Source organism: Nitratireductor sp. B36, assembly GCF_020833685.1.
Lineage (GTDB): Bacteria > Pseudomonadota > Alphaproteobacteria > Rhizobiales > Rhizobiaceae > Nitratireductor.
This window is the reverse complement of record NZ_JACKZY010000003.1, coordinates 612738-632333: the sequence shown is the minus strand read 5'-3', so window position 1 is coordinate 632333 and position 19596 is coordinate 612738. Positions and strand designations below refer to the sequence as shown.

General features: G+C 61.7%; 17 protein-coding genes and 1 other annotated feature. Of the genes, 4 read left to right on the top strand and 13 right to left on the bottom strand.

Annotation, left to right across the window (positions count from 1 at the left end):
- Positions 1–11 precede the first annotated feature (11 nt).
- From H7H48_RS14785 to H7H48_RS14755, 7 genes are all read right to left on the bottom strand, one after another.
- Complete coding sequence (locus H7H48_RS14785; RefSeq protein ID WP_229449809.1) at positions 12–1112, bottom strand: branched-chain amino acid ABC transporter substrate-binding protein; 1101 nt, start codon at positions 1110–1112, stop codon at positions 12–14.
- Positions 1113–1273: 161 nt separating this feature from the next.
- Positions 1274–1627: a DUF6867 family protein gene (locus tag H7H48_RS14780; RefSeq protein WP_229449808.1), complete on the bottom strand. Its 354-nt coding sequence runs from the start codon at positions 1625–1627 to the stop codon at positions 1274–1276.
- On the bottom strand, positions 1627–2361 hold the full coding sequence (locus tag H7H48_RS14775; RefSeq protein WP_229449807.1) for an ABC transporter ATP-binding protein: 735 nt from the start codon (positions 2359–2361) through the stop codon (positions 1627–1629). Before H7H48_RS14775 ends, H7H48_RS14780 begins: the two co-directional genes overlap by 1 nt.
- Complete coding sequence (locus H7H48_RS14770; RefSeq protein ID WP_229449806.1) at positions 2358–4046, bottom strand: ATP-binding cassette domain-containing protein; 1689 nt, start codon at positions 4044–4046, stop codon at positions 2358–2360. The genes H7H48_RS14775 and H7H48_RS14770 overlap by 4 nt, the downstream gene beginning before the upstream one ends.
- The gene (gene livM, locus H7H48_RS14765; protein WP_229449805.1) at positions 4046–5437 is read right to left on the bottom strand and encodes a high-affinity branched-chain amino acid ABC transporter permease LivM; all 1392 of its coding nucleotides are present in this window, start codon (positions 5435–5437) and stop codon (positions 4046–4048) included. The genes H7H48_RS14770 and livM overlap by 1 nt, the downstream gene beginning before the upstream one ends.
- Positions 5437–6360, bottom strand: a complete 924-nt coding sequence (locus H7H48_RS14760; RefSeq protein ID WP_229449804.1) for a branched-chain amino acid ABC transporter permease LivH — start codon at positions 6358–6360, stop codon at positions 5437–5439. Before H7H48_RS14760 ends, livM begins: the two co-directional genes overlap by 1 nt.
- A gap of 372 nt (positions 6361–6732) precedes the next feature.
- On the bottom strand, positions 6733–8229 hold the full coding sequence (locus H7H48_RS14755) for a CoA-acylating methylmalonate-semialdehyde dehydrogenase (protein ID WP_229449803.1): 1497 nt from the start codon (positions 8227–8229) through the stop codon (positions 6733–6735).
- Positions 8230–8374: 145 nt separating this feature from the next.
- Here H7H48_RS14755 and H7H48_RS14750 point away from each other — a divergent pair, with 145 nt between their 5' ends.
- From H7H48_RS14750 to H7H48_RS14735, 4 genes are all read left to right on the top strand, one after another.
- On the top strand, positions 8375–9256 hold the full coding sequence (locus H7H48_RS14750; protein ID WP_229449802.1) for a LysR family transcriptional regulator: 882 nt from the start codon (positions 8375–8377) through the stop codon (positions 9254–9256).
- Positions 9257–9330: 74 nt separating this feature from the next.
- Positions 9331–10893, top strand: coding sequence for a serine hydrolase (locus H7H48_RS14745; RefSeq protein WP_229449801.1), 1563 nt, complete (start codon positions 9331–9333; stop codon positions 10891–10893).
- 140 nt (positions 10894–11033) lie between these two features.
- A complete protein-coding gene (locus H7H48_RS14740) occupies positions 11034–11483 on the top strand; it encodes a DUF305 domain-containing protein (protein WP_229449800.1) in 450 nt (149 codons plus the stop codon).
- Between the two features lie 135 nt (positions 11484–11618).
- On the top strand, positions 11619–11921 hold the full coding sequence (locus H7H48_RS14735; protein ID WP_223021810.1) for an alkylphosphonate utilization protein: 303 nt from the start codon (positions 11619–11621) through the stop codon (positions 11919–11921).
- A 51-nt stretch (positions 11922–11972) separates the two neighbouring features.
- Here the strand turns inward: H7H48_RS14735 and H7H48_RS14730 are convergent, their stop codons facing one another.
- The 6 genes from H7H48_RS14730 to arsC form a co-directional block, all read right to left on the bottom strand.
- Positions 11973–13139 (bottom strand): diphosphate--fructose-6-phosphate 1-phosphotransferase, encoded by a 1167-nt coding sequence (locus tag H7H48_RS14730; protein WP_229449799.1) that lies wholly within the window; start codon positions 13137–13139, stop codon positions 11973–11975.
- Positions 13140–13226: 87 nt separating this feature from the next.
- Positions 13227–14081, bottom strand: a complete 855-nt coding sequence (locus tag H7H48_RS14725) for a universal stress protein (RefSeq protein WP_229449798.1) — start codon at positions 14079–14081, stop codon at positions 13227–13229.
- 10 nt (positions 14082–14091) lie between these two features.
- Positions 14092–15576 (bottom strand): SulP family inorganic anion transporter, encoded by a 1485-nt coding sequence (locus tag H7H48_RS14720; protein WP_229449797.1) that lies wholly within the window; start codon positions 15574–15576, stop codon positions 14092–14094.
- 72 nt (positions 15577–15648) lie between these two features.
- Positions 15649–15704 (bottom strand) — a sequence feature (sul1 is cis-regulatory element that is thought to sense ions involved in sulfur or methionine metabolism; They are found in Alphaproteobacteria).
- 69 nt (positions 15705–15773) lie between these two features.
- Positions 15774–17576 carry a DEAD/DEAH box helicase gene (locus H7H48_RS14715; protein ID WP_229449796.1) on the bottom strand — a complete coding sequence of 601 codons (1803 nt, stop codon included), beginning with the start codon at positions 17574–17576 and terminating at the stop codon, positions 15774–15776.
- 160 nt (positions 17577–17736) lie between these two features.
- On the bottom strand, positions 17737–19131 hold the full coding sequence (locus H7H48_RS14710; protein ID WP_229449795.1) for a DHA2 family efflux MFS transporter permease subunit: 1395 nt from the start codon (positions 19129–19131) through the stop codon (positions 17737–17739).
- 61 nt (positions 19132–19192) lie between these two features.
- On the bottom strand, positions 19193–19591 hold the full coding sequence (arsC, locus tag H7H48_RS14705) for an arsenate reductase (glutaredoxin) (RefSeq protein ID WP_229449794.1): 399 nt from the start codon (positions 19589–19591) through the stop codon (positions 19193–19195).
- Positions 19592–19596 lie beyond the last annotated feature (5 nt).

The window sequence follows — 19596 nt, the reverse complement described above, 5'->3', positions numbered from 1 at the left end:
AAGCCAGTGGCTTACTGCTCGAGGTAGTCGTATTTGCCGTCTTTCCACTCGTAGAAGACATAGCCCGGCAGCGTTACGTCGCCCTTGTCGTCGAAGGACAGGTCGCCGAGAACGGTCGAGAACGTGCCGTCGTTCAGAGCGGCAACGACCGGATCGTAGTCGGTGGAACCGGCTGTCTCGACGGCATCCTTCCATGCCTGGATGGCGGCATAGGTGTAGAGCGCGTAGCCTTCAGCCGTCTTGCCGGCAGCAAGCAGCTTGTCGACGACCGGCTTTGCGATCTCGTTCTTGCGCGGATCGGGCGAGAAGGTCATCAGCGTGCCCTCACCCGCGTCGCCGGTGATGGCCCAATACTCATCGGTGACAAGCGCGTCACCTGACACAAGCACCGTGTCCATGCCCTGCTCGCGCATCTGGCGCGCCATGAGGCCGGCTTCCGTGTGGTAGCCGCCAACATAAAGGACGCCAACGCCTTCCTGCTTCAGCTTGGAGACCAGCGCGGTGTAGTCCTTTTCACCGGCGGTGTAAGCTTCGTAGAGAGCCGGCTTGCCGCCGGCGGCCTCATAGGCAGCCTTCGTTGCGTCTGCCAGGCCCTTGCCGTAGGCGGTCTTGTCGTGGACGAAAGCAACCTTCTTGTCGCCGAAATTCTCGACAAGGAACTTGCCGGCAACATCGCCCTGCTGGTCGTCACGACCGCAGACGCGGTAGACGCCGGGGCCAGGCCGGTTGTCGGTGAAAGCCGGGTTGGTGGAGGCCGGTGAAATCTGGATGATGCCTTCCTCGGCATAGACCGACGATGCCGGGATGGACGAACCCGAGCAGAAATGACCTGCTACGAACACGACACCCGAGCCTGCAAACTGGTTGGCAACGGCCACAGCCTGCTTGGGATCGCAGGCATCGTCGCCCACTTCCAGCTTCAGCATTTCGCCATTCACGCCACCAGCTTCGTTGATGTCGGCAATGGCCTGTTCTGCGCCCGCCTTCATCTGCTCACCGAAGGAAGCGTATTGACCCGTCATGGGGCCAGCAACTGCAATCGTGATGTCCGCCCAGGCGGAACCGGTCATCATCAGGCTGAGTGCTGCGCCAGCCATAAGTGCCTTTTTCATGACTTCTCCCTTTAAAAACACCAGAAGTTCCCTTGGCTTTCCGGAAATGGTGTTTGGCTTTCCGGTTTGGCCTGTGCGGGCCGCACCGGCCCGCTTAATCGGCATGAAACCTCAATTCAAAAAAGAAATAAAGGCTTCATACCGGTTAATCATGAATCCGTTCAGCCTGAACGCTCCCAACCGAGCGGTCCACTGCGCCGATACTGGAAGCTATACTGTGTCGCCATTTGCCCGGCGCGCGTAATACGCTTGCCGATGAAGGCAATGATCAGCAGGACGATCAGATCGACGATGTAGTAATGGAGCGAAAGCAGAGTGCCGCTGAAAAGCGCGAAATGGATGAAGCGCGTGGCCGCCGCCAGAAGCACGATGTAGAAGGCGAGATGCGCATCACCCTGCCAGGTTCGCGCCATGGCGCGCCCGGTGAGATAGGCCGCACTGCCTGCCAGAAGCACCGTGACAAAGAAGAACTCCCAGAAGGTGACTTCCCAGATCGGTCCGTTTGCGTGTTCCATCAGTGCCTCCCGCCTTCGAGATATGCAGCCCGCACTTCTTCCTTCTTGAGAAGTTCCGCGCCGGTGCCGCTCATGGTCACATTGCCGTTGACCATGACATAGCCGCGATGGGCAAGCTTCAAGGCATGGAAGGCGTTCTGCTCAACCAGAAAGACCGTCAGCCCCTCCTTCTCGTTCAGCTCGCGAATGGCATCGAAAATCTGCTTCACGATCAGCGGAGCAAGGCCAAGCGAGGGTTCGTCGAGAAGCAGAAGCTTCGGCCGGCTCATGAGTGCCCGCGCTATGGCCAGCATCTGCTGCTCGCCGCCCGAAAGCGTGCCGCCGCGCTGGCTGATGCGCTCCTTGAGACGGGGAAACAGCTTGAAGACCTTGGCAATATCCTCGTCGAAATGCTCGGGATCGACCAGCGCCGCACCCATCTGCAGGTTTTCCATCACCGTCATGCGCGGAAAGATGCGACGCCCTTCCGGCGATTGCGCGATCCCCAGGCTGACGATGTCATGCGTCGGCATGTTGGTGATGTCGACACCGTCATAGACGATCTGGCCGTTGCGGGCCCGCGGGTCGCCGCAGATGGTCATCATCAACGTCGACTTGCCGGCGCCATTGGCGCCGATCATGGTGACGATCTCGCCACGATGGACATCCATGTCGACGCCGCGCAGGGCGACGATGTTGCCGTAATAGGTCTCGACGCCACGCACCGAGAGCAAGGGTTCGTTCTGAGAGCTCATGCCTTGCCTCCCTTAGCGGTGGTCTTCTTCTTGGTCTGAGCGCCCCGCTTGCCTGGCACGCTTGTTGCCACCTGCCCCTTGTCGACGCGCTTGGAGAACTCGGTCTCGCCTCCCTTTGCGAGAACCTTGGCCTGCTTGACCCACTCTTCGCGTTCGATACGGCCGGGGAAGGCGAGATAGGAACCGACCCATTGCACCTCGGCCTTCTTCCAGGCGGCGATCTGGTCGAAATGCCAGATGCCGAGCGCGTTCAGCTTTTTCTCATTGGCCGGCCCGATGCCCTTGACGCGGGTGAGGTTGTTGGCCCCGCCCGCGCGTGGCTTCTTCGTGCCGTGCGGCTGGCTGCCCGGATAATCGCCGGCATTGGCAATCTTGATCTCGCTGGCGGCGGGTGCGGCCTTGCTCGCAGCGGCGGTTTTCGGTTTCGCAGCGGTTTTGGGTTTTGCCGCCACGGTTTTCGGCGCAGCCGGAGCGGCAGCTTTTTCCGAAGACGCCGTTGTCGCGGCAAGCTTTGAAGCGGCGGGCTTCGAGGCAGACGATTTTGACGTCCGTGGTTTCGGGGCCTTTTCCGCAGAAGCCTTGGCGCCGGCTGCCTTTGCGGCAGACGTCTTTGTTGCGCCTGTCTTTTTCGACGCTGATCCCGACTTCTTCGCCGCCGTGCCTGCCTTCTTCGCAGCCGAAGCGGGTTTGGACGCTGAGGCCTTTTTCGCCGGCTCATCACCGGAGACCTTGGCCAGGTCCTTACGCACTTCCGGCATGTCGATCTCGGCTTCGTCATCCACGCCCAGATAGGCAGCGATGACCTTCGGATCGTTCTTGACGAACTCGGCCGGACCGTCGGAGATTTTCACACCGTAGTCGAGCACGATCACATGGTCGGAGATTTCCATCACCACGCCCATGTCGTGTTCGATGAGGAGGACCGAGACCTTGTGCTCGTCGCGGATATATTTCAACAGCTCGTTTAGCTCGGCGGATTCACGCGGGTTGAGGCCCGCCGCCGGCTCGTCCAGGCACAGAAGCTGCGGCTTGGTGCACATGGCGCGGGCGATCTCCAGACGGCGCTGGGCGCCATAGGGCAGGTCGGCCGCCGGATCATCCGCACGATCCACGAGGTTTGTGTGTTCGAGCCAGTAGACCGCCCTGTCGATGGCCTCCTGCTGCGCCTTCTTGTAGCTCGGCAGACCCAGAATGCCGCCGATGGAGAAACCGGAGGCCACCATCAACGGGTTGTGCTGGGCGACCAACAGATTTTCCAGAACGGTCATGCCGCCGAACAGGCGAATATTCTGGAAGGTGCGCGCGACCTTGGCCTTGTGCGAGATCTCGTGATCGGGCATGCGCTCAAGCAGGTAGACGGCACCGTTTCCGGTGGTCTTCCAGCGCTGGCCGCTATCGGTCAGCGTTTCCACGTCTTCCTGCTGCCGGCCCGGACCGTGACGCATCACGATGCGGCCCTCGGTCGGTTTGTAGAAGCCGGTGACGCAGTTGAAGACGGTTGTCTTGCCCGCACCATTGGGGCCGATCAGGGCGGTGATGTCGCCCCGGCCGACATTGAAGGAGAGGTCTCCGACGGCCACGAGGCCGCCGAAGCGCATGGTCAGATGTTCGACGCTCAGAACCGGATCCCGGTCCCAGTTGGGCGTCGACTGATCAGAGTTTTTCATAGTCGTAGCCGCGTCCATCAGTGTCCCTCACCCTGAGCCACCATATCGGCGCCGATGCGTTTCTTTTCCTTCAGAACCACGGAAGGTTCCCGGGTCGAGATCAGACCGCGCGGCTTCCACACCATGATGAGCACCATGGCAAGGCCGAAGATCAGCATGCGGTACTGCACCGGATCGAAGCCGGAGCCGAAGACCTGCTGAAGGAAGCCGAGATTGCGCAGCATCTCGATGCCGCCGATCATCACGATGGACGCGATCACCACGCCCACCTGCGAGCCGAGACCGCCCAGAACCACGATGGCGAGGATGATCGCCGATTCCAGGAAGGTGAAGCTCTCCGGCGAGATGAAGCCCTGCCGCGTGGCGAAGAAGGAGCCCGCGAAACCGCCAAACATCGCACCGATGGAGAAGGCCGTCAGCTTCGTGTTGCGCGTGTTGATGCCGAGCGAACGGCAGGCGATCTCATCCTCACGCAGCGCCTCCCAGGCACGCCCGATGGGCAGACGGCGCAGGCGCATGGTCACGAAATTGGTGATCAGCGCCAGAATGAAGATGATGTAGTAGAGGAAGATGAAGCGCTGGATCGGATCGTAGGCGATGCCGAAGAAATCGGCGAAGCCGCCCTCGCCCCGCTTGAGTTCCAGGCCAAAGAATGTCGGCTTCGGAATGCCCGAAATGCCATCTGGACCATTGGTGAATTCATACCAGTTCAGCAGCACGACACGGATGATCTCACCGAAAGCCAGTGTGACGATGGCCAGATAGTCGCCGCGCAGGCGCAGAACCGGGAAGCCGAGCACAATGCCCCAACAGGCCGCGAGAATGCCCGCGAGCGGCAGGGCGAACCAGAAACCGATGTCGAGATACTGTGCCAGCAGCGCGAAGGAGTATGCGCCGACCGCGTAGAAGGCCACGTAACCCAGATCGAGCAGGCCTGCGAGCCCCACCACAATGTTCAGCCCCCAGCCGAGCATGATGTAGGTCATGATCAGAATGGCCAGATCGATGAACTGACGATCCTTGCCCGGGAAGAAGGTGGTGAAGAAGAAGGGCAGCACGAGCGCAAATGCGAAGAGGGCCCGCATCAGCCACTTGCCCGTTCCGGCAAAGCGCGAGCCGCTCGGCATCGCGCCGGCGATCTTCTGCGTGAGCGGGCTGTCGGTTTTCAGGACGAAGAGATTGAGCAGGAGCCTGCCCGCAAAGACGACAAGGATCGAGATGATCCATGCGCCCCAGCGCATCTTGAGATCAAGACCGCCGGGCGCGATGTCTGTGCGAATGCCGATGAAGAAGAAGCCGAGTACAGCAACCAGGAGGCCGGCAATGGCGGCGTCCTTAACCGAAGCGGCGAAGGAGTTGGGGTCGCTCTGCTGAGCAGCGCCCCCCTTGTTCGAAGCGTTCATCGCCATCAGACCTTCTCCACTTCAGGCTGACCGAGAAGACCGGAAGGCAGGAAGATCAGCACGATGGCCAGGATCGAGAATGCCGCAACATCCTTGTATTCGACCGAGAAATAGCCCGACCAGAACACTTCGATAAGGCCGATCAGGAGACCGCCCAGCATGGCGCCGGGAAGCGAGCCGATGCCGCCGAGAACGGCCGCGGTGAACGCCTTAACGCCAGCAAGAAAGCCGATGTAGAAATCGATCACGCCATAAAGCAGCACAAACATCAGGCCGGCCACGGCGGCGAGCGCCGCACCCATGACGAAGGTCAGGGATATCGTGCGGTCGACATTGATGCCGAGGAGTGCCGCCATCTTGCGGTCCTGCTCACAGGCGCGCTGCGCACGACCGAGAGGCGTGCGGGTGATGAGGAGCGTAAAGCCCGCCATCAGCGCAACGGTCGTCAGGATGATGATGATCTGCATGTAGGAAAGCTGCACGACGATGCCGGTTGCGCCACCATCCATCAGGGTGATGCCCCCCTGGATTTGCGGCGGAAGCGGCTTGACGCGCGCGCCCTGCGTGATCTGCACGAAGTTCTGCAGAACGATCGACATGCCAATTGCGGTGATCAACGGAGCCAGACGGAAGGATCCGCGAAGGGGCCTGTATGCGAGCCGCTCAACGGTCCACCCCCAGGCGGATGTGAAGAACATGGCCACGATGAGCACGATGAGCAACACCACGGGCAGAAATGCAAAGCCGAGCACGGTCGTCAGGATGAGGAACATCGCCAGAGCGATGAACGCGCCGATCATGAAGACATCGCCATGCGCGAAGTTGATCATTCCGATAATGCCATAGACCATGGTGTAGCCAATGGCGATCAGCCCATAGATGGAACCCAGCGTCAGCCCGTTGATAAGCTGCTGGACGAAATATTCCATGTGATATGCAACTCCCCTGAAATGTCGCCCTTCAGGCGCATTTCTTATTCTTTCCCCTTGATAGTCGTAGAGGAATGACGCCCGATTGCAACGGCAAATTTCCCACGACCGGCTCCAAACCGAAGGCCGGTTTTTCCGGCTCTTGTTGACGCGGGAAGCTAGCACCGGACCAATGCAATGTCATTGCATTGAAGGGAAAAAAGTGAGTGCTTCTCGCGGATCCTCTCGAAATATGCCGCTTTCACGCATCAATATTGCAAGTTTGAGACAAAAAAGAACAAAACAGTTCTATACGTATCAGCAAGCAAAAAACCCGCACCTGCCACCGGTGCGGGCTTCTCGCCAAACGTGAAAGTGGGTGTGAAAACCCGTTTAATTCATTGTCGGAATGACGAATTCAGCGCCATCCTTCACACCTGATGGCCAGCGCGAGGTGACTGTTTTCGTTTTGGTGTAGAAGCGGAATGCATCCGGCCCATGCTGGTTCAGATCGCCGAAGGAAGATGCCTTCCACCCTCCGAAAGTATAATACGCGATTGGCACCGGAATGGGGACATTCACGCCCACCATGCCGACATCGACACGGGCCGCGAAGTCACGCGCCGCATCGCCATCCCGCGTGAATATGGCAACGCCATTGCCGTATTCGTGATCATTGGGAAGCGCCAGCGCCTCTTCATAGGTGTTGGCGCGCACGACCGAGAGGACGGGACCGAAAATCTCTTCCTTGTAGATGCGCATGTCCTTGGTGACATTGTCGAAGAGACAGCCGCCCATATAGTAGCCGTTCTCATAACCCTGCATCTTGAAATCGCGGCCATCGACAAGGAGCTTTGCGCCCTCCTTGACGCCGAGGTCGACATAGCCCTTCACCCGCTCCAGCGCCTGCTGGGTAACAAGCGGGCCGAAATCGGCCGAGGCGTCTGTTGACGGGCCGACCTTAAGGCTCTCGACGCGCGGAATGAGCTTCTCGACCAGCCTGTCGGCTGTTTCCTTGCCGACAGGTACCGCGACGGACACCGCCATGCAGCGCTCGCCGGCCGAACCATAACCCGCTCCGATAAGCGCATCGACCGTCTGATCCATATCAGCATCGGGCATGATGATGAGATGGTTTTTCGCGCCACCGAAGCACTGGGCGCGCTTTCCATTGGCAGTGGCGCGGCTGTAGATGTACTGCGCAATCGGCGTGGAGCCGACGAAACCGACGGCCTTGATATCCGGATCGTCGAGAAGCGCATCCACCGCTTCCTTGTCGCCATTGACGACGTTGAGCACGCCCTCGGGCAGACCCGCCTCAAGGAACAATTCGGCAATGCGCATCGGCACACCCGGATCGCGCTCGGAAGGCTTCAACACGTAAGTGTTGCCACAGGCGATCGCCGGCGCAATCTTCCAGAGCGGGATCATGGCCGGGAAGTTGAACGGCGTGATCCCGGCAACAACGCCGAGCGGCTGGCGCATGGAGTAGACATCGATGCCCGGCCCCGCACCCTCGGTGTACTCACCCTTCATCATGTGCGGCGCACCGATGCAGACCTCGACCACTTCGAGCCCGCGTTGAATGTCGCCCCTGGCGTCGGGAATGGTCTTGCCGTGTTCACGCGCCAGAAGCTCGGCGAGCTCGTCATAGTCGCGATGGACAAGCTCAAGAAACTTCATGAGCACGCGCACGCGGCGCTGGGGATTGGTCTTTGCCCAGCCGGGCTGTGCTGCCTTGGCATTCTCGACAGCGGCGCGCACTTCGGCAGCGCTGGCAAGCGCAACCTTGCAGCGCACTGTTCCATCCATGGGCTGCATGACATCCTGGCTGCGCCCGCTGGTACCGGCGACATGCTTGCCGCCAATGAAATGACCGAAATCCTCCATGAGGCTTCTCCCTGATTATGAAGTCGGCGTTATTGTCACCACTCGTGCGGGGATTTGCAACGCGACGCGAACAGCAACCGTTGTGCGAAAATTAAAGCCGAAATATTATGTCGCGTGCGAAAAATATCGAACGCGGGAGCAGTGAATGAACTGGGACGATGTACGCGTGTTTCTCGCTGTGGCGCGGGCAGGCCAGATTCTTGGAGCAGCGAAGCGACTGGGACTCAATCATGCGACGGTCTCGCGCCGGGTCGCTGCGCTGGAGGAGGCCATTGGCGCGAAGCTTTTTCACAGGCTGACGACCGGTACCGAGCTAACGACCGCGGGCGAACAACTGCTTGCGACGGCGGAACGCATGGAGGCCGACATGATCGCTGCACGGGCCGAGATCGCAGGTGAAAGCGAGGATGTGACCGGCACTGTACGGATCGGCGCTCCGGATGGTTTTGGCGTGGCGTTTCTCGCCTCGCGCCTGGGAGCGCTGACGGAGCGCCATCCGGGCCTCTCGGTCCAGCTCGTTCCCGTTCCGCGCTCGCTTTCGCTGTCGCGCCGCGAGGCTGACATTGCCGTGACGGTGGACCGCCCGACGGAGGGGCGGCTGGTGGCTGCCAAGCTGGTGGACTACACGCTGGGGCTCTACGCCTCGAAGGCCTATGCGGAGGCTCACGATTTGCCCAGGAGCGCAAACGATCTTCGCCACCACCGGCTTGTCGGCTATGTGCCCGATCTCGTCTTCAGCCCCACGCTCGACTATGCCGCAGAAATCTCTGAAAACTGGTCAGCCGACTTCGCCGTCTCATCGGCCATGGGCCAGGTCGAGGCGGTGCGCTCCGGTGCCGGCCTTGGCATTTTGCACACATTCATCGCACGCGCGCATAGAGATCTGATCGCACTCGACTGGGCGGCCCCCATACGGCGCAGCTACTGGACGGTCTACCATGAATCCATGCGACCAACGCGACGCATCCAGGTCACTTCAGCCTTTATTGGCGAACTCGTTGACAAGGAGCGACATCTCTTTTGCTGAAGCGATGTTCGCCTTTCATTAAAGACTTGCCCCCAGAACGGTCAGGGCAATCGGTTCACACTGGAGACTTCGCGATGGCACCCCGTATTCTCGCAGCCGCAACCGCGCTGGCCCTTTTCGCAGCGCCGCCAGCCGCCCGGGCCAACAACCTGCCTCCACCAGCACAAACGGCAGGCATATCCATTCCCGAGGGGCAGATCGAGAAGGCTGTCGAAGCGCTGGATGGCATTATTGAAAGCGCCATGCGGGAAACCGGTGTTCCAGGTCTTGCCGTCGCCGTGGTGCGCAGGGACGAGGTTCTTTTTGCCAAGGGCTATGGCGTGCGCAAGGCAGGCGAGGAAGGCGTGGTTGACACAGACACGGTCTTCCAGCTCGCATCACTTTCCAAACCGGTAGGCGCAACCGTGGTTGCGAAACAGGTGGGCGAAGGCCTCGTGGACTGGGACACGCGCATGTCCGAAATCCTGCCCTGGTTCAAGCTTTCCAATCCCGAGAGCACGGCACTTCTGACCGTCGGCGATCTCTATGCGCACCGCTCGGGCCTGCCAGACCATGCCGGTGATGACCTTGAAGATCTTGGTTACCCGCAAAAGGTCATTCTCGAACAGCTCCGGCACCTAAAAACCGGCCCTTTTCGACTGCAATATGCTTACACGAATTTTGGTCTCACGGCTGCCGCCGAAGCCGTGGCCGGTGTTGCCGGCAAGGACTGGGCGACACTGAGCGAAGAAGCAATCTACAAACCGCTGGGAATGGAGCGCACCTCCTCGAGGCTGGGCGATTTCCTGGCGCGCGAGAACCGTGCCTACAATCATATGCGCGGGGGCGATGGCTGGGAGGTGCTTTTCCAGCGTGACCCCGATCCGCAATCACCGGCCGGCGGTGTCAGCGCCAGCGTGAACGACATGGCCAAGTGGATGCGGATGGTGCTCGGCAATGGCGCGTATGAGGGCGAACAGATCGTCGATGCAGCGGCACTCCTGCCGGCACTGAGCCCGCAGACCGTGTCGGGCCGCCCCGCCACGCCCGCTGCCCGCGCAGGCTTCTATGGCTATGGGTTCGGTGTGGGCGTCTCGCCGGCAGGCCGGGTGATGCTCAGTCATTCGGGCGCTTTTGCACTGGGTGCGGCAACCAACTTCATCATGATCCCTTCCGCTGATATCGGTATTGTCGTCTTGTCCAACGCACAGCCGATCGGTCTGGTCGAAGGCATCTCCATGAGCTTCATGGACCTCGTGCAGTTTGGCGCGGTCCAGCGCGACTGGCTGGCCATGTATCCGGTTCTCTTTGGGCCCATGCTGGAGCCGTTCGGCAAACATGCCGGGCAGAAAGCGCCGGCAGACGCAAAACCCGCTCGTGAGCTCGAAGACTATACCGGCACGTTCGCCAATGATTATTACGGCAATCTCATTGTCGAGAAGGCGGATGGCGGCCTGCTTATGAAAGTTGAAGGAACGCCCAGCACGTTTCCTCTGCAACACTGGACGGGCGATGAGTTCGTGTTTCGCCCGCTGAACGAGAACGCCATGGAAGGCTCCATCTCTTCGGTTCGGTTCTCAATGGAAGGCGAACAGGCCAAAGAGGTGCACGTGGAGTATTTCGATCAACTGGACGACGGCACCTTCGTCCGCAGATAGACCACTCAAAGATGAGTTAAGGCCCGGCCTTGCCGACCCGCAGCGGATCGAAAGGACGTGGTGTTCCAGACCGAAGCCGGAACCTCACCCCGTGACATGAGTTGACACGTCATTGGGTTTAACAATCGGAGGCTGGTTTCATGTCCTATGGTCGCTTTGCTGCGATGATCGGAACGTCGACGGTCATCATGTTTGGTCTGATGTATCTCAACACCTATGCGCTCGATCATATATTCTGGAGCGAAACGCGGGCATGGATGGCGCTGTTGATGGGAGCGACCATGGCGGTGATCATGCTGGGCTTCATGTGGAGCATGTACCAGAACTCCGCTGTCAATCTTGGCATCGTTGCAGGCGCGGCCATCATCTTTGCAGGCTCGCTCTGGCTGGTTCGCAGCCAGGCAACCGTGGATGACGTGGACTACATGAAGGCCATGATCCCTCACCATTCCATTGCGATCCTGACCAGCAGACGCGCGAACATCTCCGACCCGCGTGTGCGCGAACTGGCCGATGGCATCATCGAAGCGCAATTGCGTGAGATCGACGAAATGAAGGTCTTGATCGAGGATCTGGAACAAAAGAACTGATCCGCCGCGCCGCCGGAGTGTTCTTTGCCGCCAGCCAGGCATGGGAGTGGCCAAGATCGCAAGCGTGGAGTAAGGGTCCGGTCTGAGACATGCTTGGGCACCCAGGCCCGGCACCCCGCTTCAGAAAGGCGCGATATGTCCGACAGCGATGACGATTATGTGTATGACGAGGTAACCGGCGAATGGATGCCGGCCTCGGAAATGAAAGCGCTTGAGGCGCAGCGCGGCGCGGTCGTCGACGCTGAAGGCAATCCGCTGGCGGACGGCGATTCCGTGACCCTGATCAAGGACCTGAAAGTGAAGGGCGCCGGCCAGACGCTGAAACGCGGAACGGTGATCAAAACGATCCGCCTGACGGACAACAAGGATGAGATCGACTGCCGTCACGAAGGCATCAAGGGTCTTGTGCTGCGCACGGAATTCGTGCGCAAGCGATAGACCTTCGACGTCCCACCACCGCAAGCGCGACACGATCCACGAAAGCGAGGCTTACACGAACGGCGTCGCGGGATCGTATCGGCGCGGCAGGAGGCGGTGCAGATAGGCTAGGGCCTCGTCTGACAGACGATTTTCATCCGGCCTGAGATAGGTCTCGGGCATGTGGCGCGTCTTGCCGGCAACGGCGTCGAGATCGACCAGACGGCACACCGTCTTCTCGCCATCGAACTGAAGCGCGACGGATCCGTCGCCCTTTTCCACCGAGCGGACAGCGAAGGCGCCGGCCTCGAAAGCCTCACGCGCATCGGTCTCGCTGATGGTGGCGATGTTGCCGCGCGGCAAATAGCCGAACGTGTCGACGCGGGCGCGCTGGCCGGCAAGATCTTCGGCCAGAATGCGCTCGATGGCCTGACCGAGATCGCTGCCGGAGAGTTTGAGATTGCCGTGGGCATCACGCTCCTGCATCTCGGCTGGCACCAGCGTTTCGATGAGCGAGCGCCCATCGGCATCGGAGACTCCCTCCGACATGGCCACGACACAGCGCCCATGGCGGGCGACCGTCGCCTTCACATCCTCGATGAAGCGACCACGCTCGAAGGCGCGCTCGGGCACATAGACGAGGTGCGGGCCGCTTTCTTCATCCAGCGCCCAGGCGGCAGCCGCTGCCGTGAGAAAGCCCGCATGACGGCCCATCACGATGCCCACATAGACACCCGGCAGAGCGCGGAAATCGAGATCGATGCTCAGGAAGGCGCCGGCCACCATTTCGCCCGCCGAGATGAAGCCCGGTGTGTGGTCGTTTTCCATCAGATCGTTGTCGATGGTCTTTGGCGCGTGCATGAAGGTCATGCCACCACCGGAAGCATCGCGCAGAATTGCCTGCGTGCCGGAAGTGTCGTTGCCGCCAATGTTGATGAAGGCATCCGCGCCGACGTCCTTCAGACCTTTCATGATCTCTTCGCAATAGGCCGCGTCGGGCTTGTCGCGGGTGGAGCCGAGCGCCGCACTTGGCGTGGCGGCGATGCGCAGCAACTCGGTCTCGGAGAGATCGGACAGGGTGACGAAGCGGCCATCGCGAATGCCCCGCACGCCATGAAGCGCACCGAGCACCCGGCAGCCGGGATAGAGCTTCATGGCTTCCAGCGTCGCACCGGCAACGGTCTGGTTGATGACGGCGGTGGGACCGCCGCCCTGGGCGATGACGAAGGTTTCGGCCATGGTTCGCTCTTTCCTTGCAATCCGGGTCTGCCATTCATGGCATGGCGGGCGCGGCGCTGAAAAGAGCCGCCATGCCCGCCTGCAGGATTAGCGGAAGAGCATGACCGGAATCTTGCAGGAGCGCAGCATAGCCTCCGTCGTCGAGCCGATGATCAGGCTGCGAATGCGCGAGTGGCCATAGGCGCCCATGACGAGAAGACCGAAATTCTGGCTCTCGACGCGCTCGGAGATGACCGTCTCGGGCTGACCGGGCAGCACTTCGCTTGTCGCTTCGATGCCACCGCCGCGCAACACGGCTTCTGCATCGGCAAGCCGGTTGCGCGCCTCGCTGGTGTCGCTTCCCACCGTGAGAAGCTTGACGGAGAGGCCGGCGAAGAGCGGCGAGCGCGCCATGGCGTCCACCGCCTTCATGCTGCTTGCACCACCATCATAGGCGACGAGCACCTTGTTGATCGGCTTGAAGGCGCGGTTGGCGACGAAGACCGGGCGATGGCTCGACCGCACCACGCGCTCCAGATTGGAGCCGAGATGCAGTTTTGCAAAATCCGCCGCCTCGCCGCGCTTGCCGATCACCAGAAGGTCGGAATCTTCCTCCACTTCGGCCACCGTCTCGACCACATCGCCATGGCGAATGCGGCCAGAGACCTTTTCGATGCCGGCGGCGCGAACGGCAGCTTCGCCATCTTCGAGGATGGCACGGCCACGCTTCATGGCAAGGCGCGCGCGCTGTTCGTCAAGCTCGGACAGCTCCTTCAGAAGCGATGACCGCGCCCCAAGGGCGATGTTGCCGGAGAGATCGGACGGTGCGCTGCCCGTCTCACGGCGACCAAGCACATGAAGAAGCTCCACGGAGGCTTCGAGCCTTCCGGCAATCCATGCCGCGTGTTCGCACACGCTTTGCGCATAGATGGAGCCGTCGATGAATGCGGTGATCTTTGACATTTCGCCCCCCTTAGTGGCCCATCAGCTTTTCAAGTGCGCCCGGCTTGTCGTGAATGCCAAGCTTGTCGACGATGGTTTCGCTGGCCTCGTTCATGCCAATGATTTCCACCTCGGCACCGTCGCGGCGGAATTTGAGCACGATCATGTCCAGCGCGCCAACACTGGAAATGTCCCAGATGTGAGCACGGGACACGTCAATGACCACCTTGTCCAGCCCTTCCTTGAAGTCGAAGGCTGCGTTGAAATCTTCGACCGAAGCGAAAAAGAGCTGACCCTCGACGCGGTAGGTGCGCTCGCGCCCATCTTCCGACAGGGTGGAGGTGACGCGGAAGATCTGCGCGATCTTGCCGGCGAAAAAGATGCCGGAAAGAAGCACGCCGACCAGAACGCCGATGGCGAGATTGTGCGTGGCCACCACACAGACGACCGTGGCGAGCATGACCACGGAGGAGGAGAGCGGATGCTCGCGCAGATTCTTGATCGACGACCATGAGAAGGTGCCGATCGAGACCATGATCATGATGGCCACAAGTGCGGGCATCGGGATCTGACGCACCCAATCGCCCAGAAGCACGATCATGAACAGGAGAAAGACACCGGCGACAAAGCAGGAGAGACGCCCGCGCCCGCCGGATTTCACATTGATCATCGACTGGCCGATCATGGCGCAGCCCGCCATCCCGCCGATAAAGCCGGTGGCTGTGTTGGCAAGGCCCTGGCCGATGCATTCCTGGTTCTTGTCGCTCTGCGTGTCGGTCAGCTCATCGACCAGCGAGGCGGTCATGAGCGATTCCAGAAGGCCGACCGCCGCCACCGCCGCCGAATAGGGCAGGATGATCTGCAGCGTTTCCAGATTGAGCGGAATGTCGGGAAGGAGAAAGACCGGGAAGGTGGAGGGCAGTTCGCCCATGTCGCCCACCGTGCGCACATCGAGGCCAAAGGCGATCGACACCGTGGTGAGCACGATGATGCAGATGAGCGGCGACGGGATGGCCTTGGTGAGGCGCGGGAACAGATAAATGATGGCAAGGCCGGCGGCGACCATCACATAGGTGAGGTTGGGCACGCCGATCAGCTCGGGCAGCTGCGCCATGAAAATCAGGATCGCCAGAGCGTTGACGAAGCCGGTCATGACCGAGCGCGAGACGAAGCGCATCAGGTGGCCGAGCTTCAGGAGCCCCGCCCCAATCTGCAACAGGCCGGCCAGCACCGTGGCGGCGAGCAGATATTGCAGCCCGTGCTCCTTGACCAGTGTGACCATGAGCACGGCGGTGGCGGCAGTCGCCGCCGAAATCATGCCCGGCCGGCCACCGGCTATCGCCGTAATGACCGCGATGGAGAAGGAGGCGTAGAGCCCGACCTTGGGGTCGACACCGGCAATGATGGAAAAGGCGATGGCTTCGGGGATGAGCGCAAGCGCGACCACGAGGCCGGAAAGGAGATCGGCGCGGATATTGCCGAACCATTCGTCACGGTAATGGGAAAGCGAGAACATGGAACCTTCAGGAGACATGACCTCCCAACCGCCGACAGGCTTCTGCGGCCGGGAAAGACAGAAACGATCGAGGTTGCGCCGGCGGATCAGCGGCCGGCAGAGCCACCCGGAGTTTCACCGGGTCCTAAGCGGATGCGCGGTGTTTAACCCGGATGATGCTGCGGCGCAACATTGTTCGTCTCCTGAAGACGCTTGCGTCAGTCCGGCTTTTTGCGCGCCTTCTTCTTGCCGCCAGCGGGCTTGGCGAATTTCGGCTTGCCGGGTTTGCCATCTTTCTTCGCCCAGGGCTTGGCATCGTCGCGCCAGTCGCCGCCCTTGCGGTGCGGCTTGCCGGCCGGCCTGCGCTTGCCGGCGAAGGGTTTTGGCCCGCTGTTGCGCGACGCGAATTCGGGCGTGCCCTCCAGCTGGACCACCCGGATGCTGCGCTCCAGAACGGCCTGCGGGCCGATGGCCGCAAGGAAACGGCCAACACAGGCGGCATCGAGCTGAACGAAGGTCTCGTCCTGCTGCATCTTGATCGCGCCGATCTCGCGCTTGGTGATTTCGCCGGCACGACACAGAAGCGGGATGAGCCAGCGCGGCTCGGCATTCTGCTTGCGGCCAACCGACAGGGAGAACCAGACGCTCTCGTCGAACTCTTCACGGCGCGGCGCGCGTTCCTCGCGCATGCCGCCACCATCCTGGATGGTCACTTCCGTGACATCCTCCGGCGCGGAGAGCTTTGCGCGGTGAAGCCTGACAAAGGCCGCCGCGATCTGTTCGGCACCATGCTTCTCAAGGAGCGCTTTGACGAGGTCTGCCTCGTTGTCCTGAATGGCATCTTCCAGATGCGGGTCGGCCATCAGGCGTTCGTCATCACGCTGAAGAACCGCGTCGGCGGAAGGCGGGCTGGTCCACTCAAGCCGCACCTTGGCATCGCGCAGAAGGCGCTCGGCCCGGCGGCGGCCATTGGGCGCGACGATCAGCGCGCTGACACCCTTGCGCCCTGCCCGCCCTGTGCGGCCCGAGCGGTGCAGAAGCGTTTCGGAATTGGTGGGCAGGTCCGCATGCACCACGAGCTCAAGATTGGGCAGGTCGATGCCGCGGGCCGCAACATCGGTCGCCACGCAGACGCGCGCACGCCCGTCGCGCATGGCCTGCAGCGCATGGGTGCGTTCGCTCTGACTGAGCTCGCCCGAGAGGGCCACGACCGAGAAGCCGCGATTGTTGAACCGCGCTGTCAGATGGTTGACGGTGGCGCGCGTGTTGCAGAACACCAGCGCATTGCGCGCCTCATGGTAGCGCAGCACGTTGATGATGGCGTTTTCGCGCTCCTGCGGGATGGCGAGGAAGCCGCGATACTCGATATCGCCATGCTGCTTCTGCTCGGCAGCCGTGGTGATGCGCACCGCATCGCGCTGATAGTTCTTCGCCAGATTGGCGATGGTGCGCGAGACGGTCGCCGAAAACATGAGGGTGCGACGCTCGGCGGGAGCGGCATCCAGAATGAACTCCAGATCCTCGCGGAAGCCGAGATCGAGCATCTCGTCGGCCTCGTCCAGAACCACCGCGCGCAGATCCGACATGTCGAGCGCGTTGCGGCGGATGTGGTCGCACAGGCGGCCAGGCGTGCCGACGACGATATGGGCACCGCGTTCCAGCGCGCGACGCTCGGTGCGGATGTCCATGCCGCCGACGCAGGAGGCGATCACGGCACCGGTTTCGGCGTAAAGCCATTCCAGCTCGCGCTTGACCTGCAGCGCCAGTTCACGCGTGGGCGCGACGGCGAGGCCGAGCGGGGCGGCTGCACGATCAAACCTATCCGCGCCATCAAGCAGGCTCGGTGCCAGCGCGATGCCGAAGGCAACGGTCTTGCCAGAGCCTGTCTGGGCAGAAACGAGCGCGTCGGCGCCTTCCGGTTCCAGTTCCAGAACAGCCTTCTGAACCTGGGTCAATTCGGTATAGCCGCGCTTGTCCAACGCCCGGCCAAGCGCTGGCACAATGCCTTCGAACTCGGTCATTCATCTTCTTTCGGAAATGAGCGCGCTTTGTGAGATCGTCTGTGGCAGATGGTCTGGAGGGCGCGCAGCGCGGCGATTTCACCAACGCTTTTGCGCCCTACTACGCGTGTCGGAGGCAAATGTACAGCGGGGAGTGTCAAATTCCCTTTGCTTCGAACGCTCAGCCGGCAGCGGCCTCGCGCTCGTCTCGTGCCGTCAGGCGCATCATGGCCAGGGCGAGAAGCATGGTGAGCGCCGAGACGATTGAGAGCGTCACGAACGCATTGAAATACCCCCCGGCACCATCCGCATGGGCGAGAAGGACGACGATCAGGACAGCACCGATTGCGCCGCCGACACGCTGAACGATGTTCACCAGCGTTGCCGCATCGCCCATTTCCTCTTTATGCGCGGCGGCGTAGGCAGCCGTCATGGCCGGCATCTGGCCAAGCGCCATGCCGATGCCCCTGACGACGAGAAGCGGTGCCAGCCAAAGCGCCGGAAGCGGCGTGGGCAGAAGGAAGGGCAAGGTGCTCAAGAGGAGCGCAAGTGCGCCGGCAAGCGTTACCCGCCCCGCGCCGAAACGGTCTGTCAGCGCGCCGCCGACCGGCAGGGCCAGAGCGCTGCCGAGCCCCATGGCCAAAAGCAGAAATCCGGTCTCCACCGTGTCGCGGGCCGCGATCACCTGAAGGTAAAGCGGCAGGAGCAGGAGCCCGCCATACATGTTGGCACCGGTCAGGCCGGTTGTGAGCGTCGCCGTGGCAAAGACCGGCCTCCGCAGAAGCGCGAGGTCGATAAGGGGTGGCCGCGCACGTGTGGCGTTTGCAACGAAGCCGCCGACGAGGACGAGGCCGGCGACGACACAGACAAGATTGGTGCGTGTGAGGCCTTCTGCACCGAATTCGGTGGCGCCATAGAGGAAGAGCGGCAGCCCGGCGCCGAGCAGAAGCAGGCCCGCAATATCGAGATGCCGCGTCTCGTCCCGGTCGCCTGCTGGCACAAGCCCCTTTGCGAGAAGAAGTGCTGCAACGCCGACCGGAACGTTGATCCAGAACAGCCAGCGCCATGATGCATGATCGAGCAGGAGCCCGCCAATCGCCGGGCCGATGGCCGGTCCCAGCGCAACGACAAGTCCAAGCGCGCCCATGATACGGCCAAGCTGCCTGGGGCCTGCGGTCGCACCGATGATCGCCTGTCCCGCCGGCACCATGAGACCACCGGCGAGCCCCTGAAGAAAACGGGCGGCGATCAGTGACCACGGCCCGGGCGCGATGGCGCAGAGCACCGATGCGCCCGTGAACCCCGCAAGGCTGAACGCCCACACGCGGCCATAACCGAAACGGTTTCCGAGCCAGGCGGCGGCAGGAAGGGAGATTGCCAGCGCGACCAGATACCCGGTGGCAATCCACTGGATCAAAGGCAGCGTGGTGGCGAGATCTTCCCGTATCGTTTCGAGGGCGAGATTGACGACCGTGGAATCGAGCATCGCCATGAACGCGCCCGCGCCGGTGACGGCGGCGATCTTCCATATCCGCGCGGGGATGGCCGGCGGCGGTGTCTTGCGATCCGTGCTCACGGGCCGGAACTCTCAACCGGCCCGGAGCTGAAGTCAACGCGCGATCACGTCGCAGCCTGTGCTACCGAACCACCTCGCCGTCTTCCTTGGTGAACGCTTTCACCGCGCCCTCCGGCAGGAGCTCCAGCACGGTCTCGGACGGGCGGCAGAGTTTCGTGCCGAGCGGGGTTTCCACGATGGGGCGGTTCATCAGGATTGGGTGCTCGACCATGAAGTCGATCAGCTCGTCATCGCTCCATTTGTCTTCGCCAAGACCCAGCTCGTCATAGGGCGTGCCCTTCTGGCGCAGGATCGCGCGGGGCGACACGCCCATGGCGGCAATCAGAGACACCAGTTTTTCGCGGCCGGGCGGGGTCTTGAGATACTCGATCACCTGCGGCTCCTCGCCGGCTTCGCGAAGCATGGCCAGCACGTTGCGCGAGGTGCCGCATTTGGGGTTGTGATAGATGGTGACGGTCATGATTG